This is a genomic window from Sphingobacterium sp. UDSM-2020 (assembly GCF_016132525.1).
Taxonomy (GTDB): domain Bacteria; phylum Bacteroidota; class Bacteroidia; order Sphingobacteriales; family Sphingobacteriaceae; genus Sphingobacterium; species Sphingobacterium anhuiense.
This window is the reverse complement of sequence record NZ_CP066166.1, coordinates 2,086,870-2,100,244: the sequence shown is the minus strand read 5'-3', so window position 1 is coordinate 2,100,244 and position 13,375 is coordinate 2,086,870. Positions and strand designations below refer to the sequence as shown.

Sequence of the window (13,375 nt, the reverse complement as noted above, 5' to 3'; positions counted from 1 at the left end):
ACTTAAAATTTTAGATTAACACCAAAGGTTAGGCTCTTGGTATTTGGAACGCCGGCATAGTCAATACCTACCGATCCTGAACCAATAACTCCAGCCCCAGCGGCACTTGTTTCAGGATCCATTCCGCTATAATTTGTTATTAAGAACAAATTAGTAGCATTTAAATTCAAATTAACCCCTTTAATAACCTTAGATTTTTCTAAAAATGATTTAGGTAAATCATAACTCAAATTCACAGATCGTAATCTCAACCAATTAACTTTTTCTACAAAATTTGCAGTCTGCTGTGCATAATACTGTTGATAATACTTTTGATCTAAAACAACCTCTTTCGAAACATCTTCATATACTTTTGTAACAGGATTTAAAGAAACACCTTCTAATACAACCTTCTGATTTCTATTCTCAGTCTTTTTACTTAATCCATAATAAGTCATTAAATATTCCGTTCCATTCAAAATATCACCACCTTTTCTAAAATCTAAAAGAAAGGAAAGATTCCAATTTTTATATGTGAAACTATTATTTAAACCTCCAATCAATTTAGGTTCTCGATTTCCCACTTGATAACCAGCTGTTCCATCTGATGACGGGAGTCCAGTTGTCCAATCCAAAATATATTTACCGCTTTCATCTGTTCTCCATTTCTTCCCACTGATCCCCATAAAATCACCATTGTTAAATGATGCTGATTTACCATCAGCTACTTGAACATCTGTAACATACAAAATTGCTAAACCACCAGGAAGTTCTGCTACTTTCCCTTTATTATGAGACATATTTAAGGAAATATCCCATTTGAAATTATCTCGTTTTATAGGCGTTGCATTCAAAGTCACTTCTATCCCTTTATTTTCCAAAACTCCCGAATTAACATATTGAAAAATACCTCCAGTAGCATTATCAACACGAGGTGACAATATTTGATCTACGGATTTATTGTTATAATAAGTAATCTCTAATCCTATATTATTCTTTAGAAATCTAAAATCAGCTCCAATTTCAAAAGACTGGGTCTTCTCTGGTTTCAAATTTGCATTTCCTAATGTCCAAGAATTCCTAAAACCTCCACCAATTGTATTCTGAACAGGATCTAAATAGGAATTTGTTTGATAGGCAGGTGCATCTTTACCGACTTCTGCCCAAGACCCCCTAAACTTACCATAAGTTAAAACATCGTTTTTAGGTATTAATTCTGTAAAAATTAAACTGGCAGAAAAAGAAGGATACATAAATGATCTATTCTGAACAGGAAGAGTTGATGACCAGTCATTTCTCAAAGTAGCTCCAATAAAAGCTAAATTTTTATACCCAACTTTAGCATCCCCGAAGATTCCAAATCTTCTTATTTGAGTTAAATTATCATAAACAAATTTATCTTTATCAGCTGCATTTGAAAAAGAATAAAAATTAGGTATAATAAATTTTTGCGCTTTAGTAGCAGTTATTTTTGAAGATAGATCTTCGGTAGATGCACCTAATAACAAATTAAAATCCCAATCTTCAGCAACTACCTTGTGGGCATTTAATAAAAAATTTTGACTTAAAAAATTATATTGTCGAACATTTTGAGAAAGCATACCCTTCTGGTAATTTTCAATAACAGAAGAACCTGCAGAGATTTTAGACGTAAAGGTTGAGGTATAATTGTCCACACCTAAGCGATATGTAAAATCTAGCCAGTCGGTAAATTTAGCATTCGTATAAAAAGTTCCTAGAAATCGATTCGTTTTATCTTTTTGAGGATTCATATTAATTGTCCAATATGGATTATCAATATTAGCATCTAAAGAAATATCTGGGAACAATAATTTTTGAGTACCATCAGCGTTTTGCCAATTTTTCATATTAACATTACGAGGCCAGGCTATAATTGATTCCATGTAGCCATTACCACCAGAACCCCAGAGACCTGTTCCTGTCAAAGTTTTTGTTGTAGAACTTTGAGAATATGCGGCATTTCCACCAAAAGTCATAATACCTAATTTCTGCTCTCCATTTAAACGAAAATTAGTTCGATCATAATCCGTAGTTGGAATTATGCCGGTTTGTTTTATATTACCTCCTGAAAGATAAAAGTTACCTCTCGCATTTCCACCTGTTACATTGAAATTATTGTCGTAAGTATAGCCTGTTTGAAAAAAATCTCGCAAATTATCATACACAACTTCATTATTAGAAAATTCACTACCCCACGAAAAATAACTTTGCTCATCAACTGTTCCAGCTAAACTAGTACCCTGCTTGTATCTTGACTGCTGCTCAGGAAGCTTATTTACCCAATTGGTTCCAAACCTAGAACTTACTCCTATTGAAGTTACACCATCCTTACCTTTTTTTGTCGTTATCACAATAGCTCCTGCTGCTGCCCGAATACCGTAAAGAGCCGCGGCTGTGGGGCCTTTTAGCACAGAGATAGACTCAATATCCTCTGGATTTATATCCATTGCTCTATTGCCTGAAGTAGTAGAAATATTTGTTGATCCATCAAAAGCTGACATGTCTCCTACTCCAGTACTATTATCAATTGGCATACCATCGATAACAAATAAAGGTTGATTATCTCTCTCTAGTGATGTTCCTCCACGAATTATTATAGAAGCTGAAGAACCCGGTGAACCTCCAGAATTTGTAATGTTCAAACCCGCAATTTTACCATTTAAAGAGTTAATTAAATTTGGATTTTTATTCTTCATCAGCTCATCGGCTTTAATATCCTGAACAGCATAACCTAAAGCTTTTTTCTCCTTCTTTATCCCCATAGCAGTTACAACTACCTCGGTCAATGCTTCTTCACTGTTGGAAAGGGCAATATTGACGGTAGAGCTTGAGCCAACAGTCTGTTGCAATGGTTTGGAACCAATAGTGCTAAAAATAAGCACATCTCCAGGATCTGCTTTAATGGTAAAACTTCCATCTGGATTGGTCTGCGTACTTACTGCTTTGCCTTTGATGCTTACAGTCACATTCGACATGGATGTCCCATCAGATGCATTGGTCACTTTCCCCGAAATAGTTTTCGTTTGTGCCCACAAACTGGTAGATAACATCACTCCCGAACAGAATAAGAGTAATTTTTTATTCATGATAATAATTTAGTTAGTAGCAATTGTTTATATCGGATGTTTCGATCCCGACAGGTTTATACTAATTACTTTACAATAGTATAAAAAGGTTCTAAGCTTTGCAAGATTATGCGTAATTATTTTCAAAAAATGCCATAAAACACACTTGAAAATCATTAAGTTACCATACAATCGATTGATAAACCTTAAAAACAAAAAAAACAATATGCAAAAGACCGCACCACTAAATTATTATCACCATCATCACAAATTTATTTTCACATCGTAATGTTGTTTGATATATTCCTGTTGTTCTTGAGAGTCAAATTCCAGATCGAGGGTAGCCCGCTCTCTCTCCTTTTCAATTTCTATTTTAATCACACTTTTATAAAACCGAAAGATCTCCTTTTCACTTTCCAATATAAGTCGCGGAACACGAACAGATTTGCCTTCAGCATTTTTTGCAATCATTGTAAAATATGATGAGTTGCAGTGTTTTGTCTCACCAGATTGAATATTCATCGATTCAACACGAATTCCAACTTCCATCGAACTATTTCCTACATAATTGACCGAAGCGATAAGTGTTACCAACTCCCCTACTTCAATAGGCTTTAGAAAGTCCACTTTTCCAACGGACGCTGTCACACAATAATTTCCGGAAAACTTGGAGGCAACTGCAAAAGCAATTTGATCCATCAATGACAAAATATAGCCCCCATGAATCTTTCCGCCAAAGTTAGCGTTAGAGGGTAACATCAACTGAGATATCCGTATAACAGATTCACCAGCTTTTTTATAAGTATCTTCCATATCTAAATATACTTCAGATAAATACGAACTCCAAATCGCTTGTTATCAAGCAATGTAATTAATACACCGAGACTATAATGTACGCTACCACATCAAAACACAAATTCCCAGAACAAAAAAAAGGGATACCATTTTAGATATCCCTTTTTATAGATTTATTTTAAATTACTTAATCTTTTCCGCCATATATGGACTCTCATTACTCAGACGGTCCACTGCTTTTACTGCCACATACAGTAACTTTTTACCATTCTTACTTTTTGCAAGTTGCTTGGCAGTAACCGAAGGATCAAAAATTTCATATGACCACTCACCACCGTAGTTGCAGTAAAGTATCCAGTGATAAACTTGATCTACTTGTTTATGTTGCCACTTTGCAAAAACAAAATCTTTTTCTGCTGTCAACAACAAAGTTGGCTTCAGCATCGGATTTGCATTCAACCAAGGCGTTCTAGGTATCAATACTTTATTTTGGTAAGGACCTTCAAAAATTGCTCTTGTCATCGTAGGGTTTTTAATTAAACCGGCTAAGCTCCAATGAACAATACCTTTGCTATCTGGCACGATATTACGCATCGCAGCAATTTGATTTACAATTTCAGTTGAATATTCTGCTGTACGTTTCCCGACAGTATTGATACCTGGCCAAAGATGTCTGTGCATTGTATTTTCGCTCTCCCACCATTTCAATAAAGTTGTGAAACTTTGTTTAGCAGGCTGTATTGGCCAATACAATTGTGGCGTATAATAATCGACCCAGCCTTTATTAAGCCATAGCTTTGCATCTGCATACAATTGATCATATTGACTAGATCCTTGAATACCTGCCGGATAACCTGGTTTCCAGATCCCAAAAGGACTAATACCAAATTTCACAAAATTCTTTTCAGCTTTTATTTCTTTATAGATCCGTTCAATGAATGTGTTTACACTATTTCTACGCCAATCTGCACGAGCCAATGTACCACCATTCTTTTTGTAATCATTCCAACTGTCATTATCCGGAAAATCCTGCCCTCCATTATATTCCGCATAAGGATAAAAATAATCATCAAAATGTACCCCGTCAATGTTATAACGTTTTACAATATCCATTACTACACGGGCAGCATGGTCTTGAGTAGATTGTTTTGATGGATCAAACCAATACCATCCCTGCTTCAAACGGACAACGGAATTGGGCATCTTTTTAGCCATAGATGCCTCTGTCAACTTACCGCCAGAAGTATGGTGAGCACGATAAGGATTTAACCAAACATGTAATTCAATCCCTCGCTTATGTGCCTCTTCAACCCAAAATTCCAAAGGATCATAATATGGAAAAGGAGCTTTCCCTTGTTCTCCTGTTAAAAAATATGACCAAGGCTCGAGATCACTCTTATACATCGCATCCGACGAGGGGCGAACCTGAAAAATAGCTGCATTGAAATTATTTGCTTTCAAAAATTCTAAAATCTGGATCGCTTCCTGTTTTTGTTCATCCGTAGATAAAAAGTTTTTACTTGGCCAATTTATATTTGCGACAGATGCGATCCATGCAGCACGAAATTCACGTTGCACTTCAGGAAGCTCCACAGCGATTTCTTTTGGTGCTTCAACCTTTTTCTCTTGTATATTAATGTTAACCTTTTCACGTTGCGGTTTATCCTTTTTATCCGGATGCTGTACAATTACAGCAGGTGTGGCTTTTACCTCTTCTGTTTTTCTATTCTTTTTGGAAGAGCATGAAAATAAGAATAAAGCAACTGAAAGTATTAATAAGTGATGTTTCATTAAAAAATGTTAAGGAATTATTTCAAAATAAGTTACAAATGTACGGATTATGAATTTGTATCAAGAGCACTAGCGCGATATTAACTTTCCTTTAACCAGAACATCCTGAAGTTCAAAATTAGAAGTAAATATGATCACATTAGCTATACTTCCTATATTCAGGTTTCCAATATCTGTACGCTTTAGCAGTCTTGCTGGATAAGTAGTTCCCATCCGTATCGCCTCGTCCAATGGAATACCAACCTGTTGCACTATATTTCTAACCGATTCAAATAAAGAAATGGCTCCTCCCGAAATCGTCCCGTCGGGCAGTGAATAATAACCGTCATTCAACACATGTTGATAGATTCCTTGTGCACAAGCGGCAACTGCATCTGATATCAAAAACAATCGTTCGCCCATTTGTTTTTTAGCCACTTTAACTGCCTCGAAACTGACGTGATGTCCATCTGTAATTATACTCGAACATGCTGTTGGATGATTGAAAATAGCTCCTACCATACCAACCTCCCGATGATGTAAAGAAGACATCGCATTAAATAGGTGGGTACTTGTGAGAATCCCCAGATCAAAACCTTTAGTGCCTTCCTTAAATGTTGCATCACTATGCCCTGCACTTAATAAAAGTTCATACGATTTTAGGTACTCAAGAACATCATCGTCCATACATTCCGGAGCAATGGTCATCATTTTCACAACAGTATTGTGCTCGCCAAGCAAATCCTTAATATTTTCTTTTGTTGCTTTTACAATGAGATCAGCCGGGTGAGCCCCTCTCTTCTTTGCATTCAAGAATGGCCCTTCAAGGTGCAAGCCCAATAATGCATCATGTTTAAAATTGTCAGCAACCTGAATCGCTTCTTGAAAAACTTCAAACGTATTTGTCGCTAAAGTCATCATATATGAAGTCGTTCCTTTTCGAACCAAACGATCAGAAATGCGCTGTAAAGATGCTGAAGTCAAATGCGCCGAAAATAAATCATCACCGTCGCCATATAACTGTAAATCAATGAGACCCGCACAAATATTAGCTCCATTAACAACAATCTGTTCAAAATCAGCTGGGACTTGATTAGGCTCTACTATTCCAGTAATCTCTCCATTTTCAATAAGCAATGTTTTATCTTCAATAAGATTATAATCTGAAAACATTCTTCCACCAACTAAAGCGAGTTTATTCATTATCTTTTATTTTTGATTGTTTAAAGATAATCATTGCGATTATCAATTTACTAGCGTAACTTAGTTCCATGTACTTTTTTAGAAAAAAAGACCCCAATCGCCCAACGAACGGCAATCTAAAAGCTATGCATATTATTAATGCTATAGCCATCATCGTTTTCATTCTGGCGCTGATTTACAAGTTTTTCTTTGCATCCTAAATACCAGCATATGTCTCAAAAAATTATTTTAAATACCGAAAAAGCACCAGCCGCAATTGGTCCTTACAACCAAGCTATAAAAGCTGACAAAACATTATACGTTTCCGGACAAATTCCTTTAATTCCTGAAACTATGGAATTAATCACAACAGGAGTTGCAGATGAAGCACATCAAGTGTTAAAGAATGTTGATGCCATCTTAAAAAACGCAGGCTATGGATTTGAAGATGTTGTTAAAGCATCTATTTTCTTAAGTAGTATGGATGACTTTGCTACAGTAAATGAAGTCTACGCACAATACTTCACTACAGTAAAGCCTGCGCGTGAATGTGTTGCTGTAAAGACTCTTCCTAAAAATGTAAATGTAGAAATCTCCGTGATTGCTTGGAAAGATTAATGGCAAACATAGAACAAGATACTGAAGGCCGCGGAAAGTATTTCTTAGCGGCTTTTTTAGGTCCTTTAATCTGGGGGTTTATGGCTGTCCCTATACGCTTATTAAAAAATTGGTCAGCAGAAGATATCCTCCATTACCGCATCATATTAGCCGTTTCACTTCTTTGGCTCTTCAATATCGTTTTCAGAAAGGCCGACATTAGAGCTGATTATAATTATTTTAAGCAACTGCCCAAGAATAACAGAACTAAGATTACCTATCTTACCCTTATTTCGGCTATACTTTTATTTGCAAACTGGTATACGTATATCTACTGCATTAATAGCATCAGTGTACAGGCCGGTGCCTTTGCTTACATCTTATGTCCATTAATCACGACTGCAGCAGGCTATTTAATTTTAAAAGAAAACTTAAATATAGCCCAAAAGGTATCTTTACTTATTGCTATTACTGGTGTTTGCATGTTGGCAACCGGATCACTTACAGAAGTATTATGGTCTTTAACTATTGGCTCACTATATGCCTTTTATTTGGTATTACAGCGTATTATACAGGGGTTTGACAAGCTCAATATGCTGGCAATCCAACTTGCCATCTGTACATTATTCATTATACCCCAAATGCTCGTTGATCAAAGTCCAATACCTCAAGACAGCACATTTTGGACCGTTACTTTAACCATAGCACTATTGTTCACAATCATACCGCTCTTCTCGAGCATGTATGCATTAAAGAAAATATCTTCTTCCACATTGGGGATCATGTTGTACATTAATCCCATCATTGCATTCGCACTCGCTATTACTTACTTTCGGGAGCAGGTAGATCCTTACAAATTTTGGGCATATGGCCTTATTTTCCTTGCTATTCTGATCTTCAATTCTGATAAAATAAAATTTCTCTTTAAAAGGAAAAAACACATGTAGCACAACCTGTTTTAGTTACGTTTACATGGTTAATAAACTAATATTAACCATGTAACCTTAATACGATGAAAATCTATCGATTTTTTACACTTTCTTTTTTAGTGCTCACGCTATTATCGTGCAAAAAAGATCACCTTTCTTATGATGAGCTTTATAAAAAAGCATCAGAAAAATATCAAGAAATGCACTTGCTTACACAAAGTATTTCATGCGGAGACATCAGCAAGTGGTACGTCGATACCTTATTGTTAGATCCAAATACTCGAGGTTACTTACCCGTTTCTCTCACAATAAAAAACAAATATGATCTGCTAAAAAAAGAACATACTAATTTATTAACAAAAGCCATGGACGCTGATGATCGGCCATACCTAAACCTTTTATATCTACATATGCCTGTACATTTCGGAATCATATGTCAGAATGGATTTGCAAAGGTAAAAACTGTCGAAGATTTCAATACCGAACAGACACGAACAGCTCTAAACGAAAGAAGTGAAACACTGCAGCATTACTTTAAAGATAAACCATGTACCGCGGCGAGTGATTGGATAGTTACTGGCATAAAAAAAGATTGTTCCCAAATATGGATTCCAACCATTGCTAATCAAACATATCGTAATGGATTTTATGCAATTCTTACAGAATATAATACATTATATTTCCATCTAACACAATTAGATAAAGAACTACAAAATTGTACTCCGAATAGTGCCCCCGCCCCCAAATCCGTACGATGTGAAAATAATAAACCGATTTTAGTCTTTTAGACTTTATACTTACTCGATATGAAATTTATAAAACTAATCAGCTATTTGTTTCTATTTATGTTACTTTTTAGTGCTTGCAAAAAAGACGATTTTACTTCTGAACAATGGTCTGCTAAAGCTGAAGAAAAGAAAGCCGAAATTGATAAACTCATTGCTTCAGAAAAATGTGAAAATTTGAACGAATGGAACATTGAAAAAGTCAGCAACTTTTGGTGTGGGCATGTTTATTTCCCTGTGCATAAACGTTTCAAATCACAATTCAACAAACTATGGGAGGAATATTTAGCACTTAGATCCAACGAAGTCAATGCCGGTATCAAAGAAGGAATTATTTACGAACCCTGTGAGGAGTATATTTTGTTTAATAGTGAACCCACTCAACTTTCCTGCGTAAATGGAAAAGCCAAATTACTGTACATAAAAGATTTAAGCTTATCAGAAAGTAAAATACGTATTGCCCCTTTAAAAATAAAGATCGACAAATACCTGAATAATCTTACTTGTAGCGGAACCGAAAACTGGGGTACGACAATACTATTAAAAGACTGTGGAGTTGAACATATAGCTTATATTAGAACAGCAGAACGTCCGGAAATCATGAAAGATATTGCACTTTACAATTCCTTAAAAAAGAATATCATAGAACGTGAAAAGCCGAATTGTTCAACAGGAAAATATACATATCCCAAAGGAGTAAAATGCGTCAATAACAAACCCGTTGTTGAGCTCTCAGAATAATAAAACAAACAGCAGTATTTTTAAAATCGGCTAAGCTCTTAAAGTATTGGCCGATTTTTTTTGATCTCCCCCTCTACGTCTGAACATATATTTTTTGAGATTAAAACAAATTATGATACAAAACTTAATTTCCCTGTAAAAAACATTGAAATAAAACAACCTGATAAATAGCTATTTACAGGAGACAAATGTTAAAATGTATCACATATGTTATAAAACTCTTTTAAATTTTATAGAACAGTAGTACATTAGATTCCTAGAATAAGAATCCTTCTTATTTTTACCTTGTATTGATATTTATTCACATTTGCGAAATTGCGTATCCTACCTATCTTCAATATGAGACATCTACTGACCAATGTGCTAAATTGAATTAGCCATTTACAATAAATCTATTCTTATGAAATGTGTAAAGACATAATTAGATCATAACACATATTACTGAATGAATAGTAAATTACAAACTACATTAAAGATACTGGGTATTGTTCCGACAATGCTTTTTTCAGCTTCTTTACTCCATGCCCAAAACAATCAAGTAAAGGGTACTATTGTGGACAGCCAGTCTAAAGCCGCAATAGCTGGAGCAACCATTAAAGTTCTAGGGACATCTAAAGCTAGTTCTACAGATGCTAATGGTGTTTTTCAAATTAACGTTGACGATAAGAATCGTATTTTGAGCATTAGTGTGATTGGTTACGAAACCAAAACTGTTACATTAGGACCAAATGAAACTACTATCAACGTGAGTCTTGTACCGCAGACACAGCAATTAGAAAGTGTAGTCGTTACAGCACTAGGAATTAGCCGTTCTCAAAAATCCTTAACTTATTCGACCCAACAACTCAAAGGTGATGAACTGAATCGCGTAAAAAGCACCAACTTAGCCAATAATCTAAATGGTAAAGTTGCAGGTGTCAATATTGCTTCCAGTTCATCGGGCCCCGGCGGTTCTGCTAAAGTTGTGCTTAGAGGTAATAAATCTGCATCAGGCAACAATCAGGTATTGTATGTTGTTGATGGTGTACCTATCAATAATCAGACATTAGGAACACAACCTGATAACGTATTTGGTGGGCAACGCGATCCCGGAGATCCAATTGCTATGATCAATCCAGAAGATGTGGAAAATATCTCTGTACTAAAAGGAGCATCTGCTGCGGCTTTATATGGTAGTCAAGCGGCCAACGGCGTTATCTTGATCACAACAAAGTCTGGAAAAGGAGGACGTACAACCGTCAATTTCTCTTCCAGTGCACAAATCGAACAAGCAACATCTTTACCCGAATTTCAAAATCAATATGGACAGGGATCGGGTGGAAAAAATAGTGCAACAAGTGTATCCAGTTGGGGAGAGAAAAGCGATCAAGCTAATTTTAATAATGTTGACAAGTTCTTAAGAACAGGTAGTAATTTTACAAATTCATTGACATTATCGGGCGGAAACGAGAAAAATCAGACTTATTTTTCTTACGCGAATACCTTAGCAAAAGGAATCACGCCAAATAATGACATGACCCGTCACAATTTCAATCTGAAAGAAAGCGCTAAATTCTTTGATGACAAATTAACGGTTGAAGGAAGTGCCAATTATATTACCCAAAAATTGGATAATGCACCAACATCTGGTTTTTATTATAATCCTCTAGTAGGACTTTATTTATTGCCTCGTAGTATTGATATTTCACCTTACAAAGATTTTGAGAAATTTAATCCAAGCCGTAATCTTTATGATCAGAACTGGTTTACTTTATCCGATGATCCTACAACCCAACAAAACCCATGGTGGATCGTAAACAGAAACCAGAACAGTTCTAAAAGAAACCGTTTATTATTAAATGGAAGTGCCAAATATCAAATTGCACCATGGATTAATGTTCAAGCACGTGGAAGTGTAGATCGTACAAGTGAAGTTTGGGATCGAAAAATATATGCAGGTACTCAAAATATTTTAGCTAGACCAAATGGCGGCTATAATTACACGAATACAACCATCACACAACAATATGGTGATCTAATCGCCAATATGAACTTCAATGTGAACGATAAACTTCAGATTACCGGTGTCGTGGGAACAAGTATTACAGACTGGAAGACTGAAGGAGTAGATTACACCAGTGGAACAGCAGGTCTGCAATATCCAAATCAGTTTATCATTCAGAATTCGACTACACCTACTCCGACAGGTTTATCAAATAACAGAAGACAACTGCAATCTGTTTTTGCCAGTGCTAATCTATCATACGATCAATGGTTATATATTGATTTAACTGCTCGTAATGATTGGTCAAGTACACTTGCTTTCACAGAATCAAATTCATTCTTTTATCCATCAGTAGGTTTAGGTGTTGTCTTAAACGACAAATTGAACATGCCTGATTTTGTCAACATGGCCAAAATTAGGGGTTCATATGCTATCGTTGGTAATGATTTACCTCCTTACACCACCTTATTAACCAATAATCTGAATGCTTATGGTGTTATCAACCTCAATGATATTGCTTTTCTTAAAGGTCTTAAACCAGAGAAAACACATTCATTAGAGATTGGTACTGAATGGCGTATGTGGAACAACCGTTTAAACGTAGATGTAACCTACTATAAGACAAATACGAAGAATCAGTTCTTCAAAATTGCTGCCAGTCAAGCATCATTGTATGATCAATATGCCATCAATGCTGGAGATATCCAAAATCAAGGGGTTGAAGCATTAGTGTCATTAGATGCCATTAAGAATGACAATTTTACCTGGACAACAAGTTTAAACTTCACTTATAACAAAAATAAGATTATCAAATTAGATGATCGCATTAAAGAATTTGCATTAACCGGAGATGGACGTAACAATTACGCTTCCAAATTTGAAGTAGGCGGTTCTTTTGGTGACATTTATGGTCAAGATTTTGCTCGTGATGATCAAGGCCGTATTCTAGTCTCGGCAGACGGTACTCCTCAAAAGAATTCCAATTATACCAAATTAGGAAATTCAAATCCTATTTGGCAAATGGGATTGAACAATAGCTTTAGTTATAAAAACTTCAACTTAAGTTTCTTGATCGACGGTAAGTTTGATTACGAAGTGATGTCCATAACACAGGCGCTTCTTGACGGTTATGGTGTTTCAAAAGCAAGTGGAGATGCCCGTGCTAATGGGGGTGTAACAATCAATGGCGTTACAGCTGCTGGTGCTGAAGTTACAAATGTTGCAGCAGAGAAATGGTATACAACCGTTGGTGGTATGGGACCTGTAAGCAGTCAATATATCTATGACGGAACAGTTGTTCGACTACGCGAATTAGTGTTAGGCTATGACTTTAATCTCAATGATAGTTTCTTTAAAAAGCTCCGCGTTTCTGCAGTCGGCAGAAATCTATTCTACTTTACTAAGAAAGCACCTTTTGATCCTGAAGTGACCATGTCTACCGGCAATACATTAAGTGGAGTCGATATCTTCATGATGCCTCCAACACGTAACTATGGTCTTACTTTGAATGCAACTTTTTAATAAAAC

The 13,375-nt window shown here is 35.8% G+C and carries 10 protein-coding genes; 6 read left to right on the top strand and 4 right to left on the bottom strand.

Annotated elements, in window-relative coordinates; all coding sequences use genetic code 11:
* Positions 1-2: 2 nt before the first annotated feature.
* The 4 genes from JAZ75_RS08980 to nagA all read right to left on the bottom strand — a co-directional run bounded on the left by JAZ75_RS08980 (position 3) and on the right by nagA (position 6,833).
* A complete protein-coding gene (locus tag JAZ75_RS08980; protein ID WP_208701353.1) occupies positions 3-3,086 on the bottom strand; it encodes a SusC/RagA family TonB-linked outer membrane protein in 3,084 nt (1,027 codons plus the stop codon).
* Positions 3,087-3,329: 243 nt separating this feature from the next.
* Entirely contained in the window at positions 3,330-3,878 is a 549-nt protein-coding gene (locus JAZ75_RS08975; RefSeq protein ID WP_132840933.1) for an acyl-CoA thioesterase, read from the bottom strand.
* A gap of 165 nt (positions 3,879-4,043) precedes the next feature.
* A complete protein-coding gene (locus JAZ75_RS08970) occupies positions 4,044-5,651 on the bottom strand; it encodes a glycoside hydrolase family 10 protein (RefSeq protein WP_208701351.1) in 1,608 nt (535 codons plus the stop codon).
* A 69-nt stretch (positions 5,652-5,720) separates the two neighbouring features.
* Positions 5,721-6,833, bottom strand: a complete 1,113-nt coding sequence (gene nagA, locus JAZ75_RS08965; RefSeq protein ID WP_208701349.1) for an N-acetylglucosamine-6-phosphate deacetylase — start codon at positions 6,831-6,833, stop codon at positions 5,721-5,723.
* A 68-nt stretch (positions 6,834-6,901) separates the two neighbouring features.
* On the opposite strand from nagA, the gene JAZ75_RS26135 reads away from it, so the two are divergent.
* The 6 genes from JAZ75_RS26135 to JAZ75_RS08940 all read left to right on the top strand — a co-directional run bounded on the left by JAZ75_RS26135 (position 6,902) and on the right by JAZ75_RS08940 (position 13,369).
* Positions 6,902-7,033: a DUF6728 family protein gene (locus JAZ75_RS26135; RefSeq protein ID WP_310437834.1), complete on the top strand. Its 132-nt coding sequence runs from the start codon at positions 6,902-6,904 to the stop codon at positions 7,031-7,033.
* Positions 7,034-7,043: 10 nt separating this feature from the next.
* Positions 7,044-7,430: a RidA family protein gene (locus JAZ75_RS08960; protein ID WP_208701347.1), complete on the top strand. Its 387-nt coding sequence runs from the start codon at positions 7,044-7,046 to the stop codon at positions 7,428-7,430.
* Positions 7,430-8,356: an EamA family transporter gene (locus JAZ75_RS08955; RefSeq protein ID WP_208701345.1), complete on the top strand. Its 927-nt coding sequence runs from the start codon at positions 7,430-7,432 to the stop codon at positions 8,354-8,356. The genes JAZ75_RS08960 and JAZ75_RS08955 overlap by 1 nt, the downstream gene beginning before the upstream one ends.
* A gap of 65 nt (positions 8,357-8,421) precedes the next feature.
* Positions 8,422-9,126 carry a hypothetical protein gene (locus tag JAZ75_RS08950; protein ID WP_208701343.1) on the top strand — a complete coding sequence of 235 codons (705 nt, stop codon included), beginning with the start codon at positions 8,422-8,424 and terminating at the stop codon, positions 9,124-9,126.
* Between the two features lie 18 nt (positions 9,127-9,144).
* The gene (locus JAZ75_RS08945; protein ID WP_208701341.1) at positions 9,145-9,864 is read left to right on the top strand and encodes a hypothetical protein; all 720 of its coding nucleotides are present in this window, start codon (positions 9,145-9,147) and stop codon (positions 9,862-9,864) included.
* A 445-nt stretch (positions 9,865-10,309) separates the two neighbouring features.
* Positions 10,310-13,369, top strand: a complete 3,060-nt coding sequence (locus JAZ75_RS08940; RefSeq protein WP_208701339.1) for a SusC/RagA family TonB-linked outer membrane protein — start codon at positions 10,310-10,312, stop codon at positions 13,367-13,369.
* Positions 13,370-13,375: the final 6 nt, after the last annotated feature.

Coding starts and splice junctions, on each gene's coding strand:
- JAZ75_RS08980 (WP_208701353.1), bottom strand. CDS start 3,086: ATGAATAAAAAATTACTCTTATTCTGTTCGGGAGTGATGTTATCTACC.
- JAZ75_RS08975 (WP_132840933.1), bottom strand. CDS start 3,878: ATGGAAGATACTTATAAAAAAGCTGGTGAATCTGTTATACGGATATCT.
- JAZ75_RS08970 (WP_208701351.1), bottom strand. CDS start 5,651: ATGAAACATCACTTATTAATACTTTCAGTTGCTTTATTCTTATTTTCA.
- nagA (WP_208701349.1), bottom strand. CDS start 6,833: ATGAATAAACTCGCTTTAGTTGGTGGAAGAATGTTTTCAGATTATAAT.
- JAZ75_RS26135 (WP_310437834.1), top strand. CDS start 6,902: ATGTACTTTTTTAGAAAAAAAGACCCCAATCGCCCAACGAACGGCAAT.
- JAZ75_RS08960 (WP_208701347.1), top strand. CDS start 7,044: ATGTCTCAAAAAATTATTTTAAATACCGAAAAAGCACCAGCCGCAATT.
- JAZ75_RS08955 (WP_208701345.1), top strand. CDS start 7,430: ATGGCAAACATAGAACAAGATACTGAAGGCCGCGGAAAGTATTTCTTA.
- JAZ75_RS08950 (WP_208701343.1), top strand. CDS start 8,422: ATGAAAATCTATCGATTTTTTACACTTTCTTTTTTAGTGCTCACGCTA.
- JAZ75_RS08945 (WP_208701341.1), top strand. CDS start 9,145: ATGAAATTTATAAAACTAATCAGCTATTTGTTTCTATTTATGTTACTT.
- JAZ75_RS08940 (WP_208701339.1), top strand. CDS start 10,310: ATGAATAGTAAATTACAAACTACATTAAAGATACTGGGTATTGTTCCG.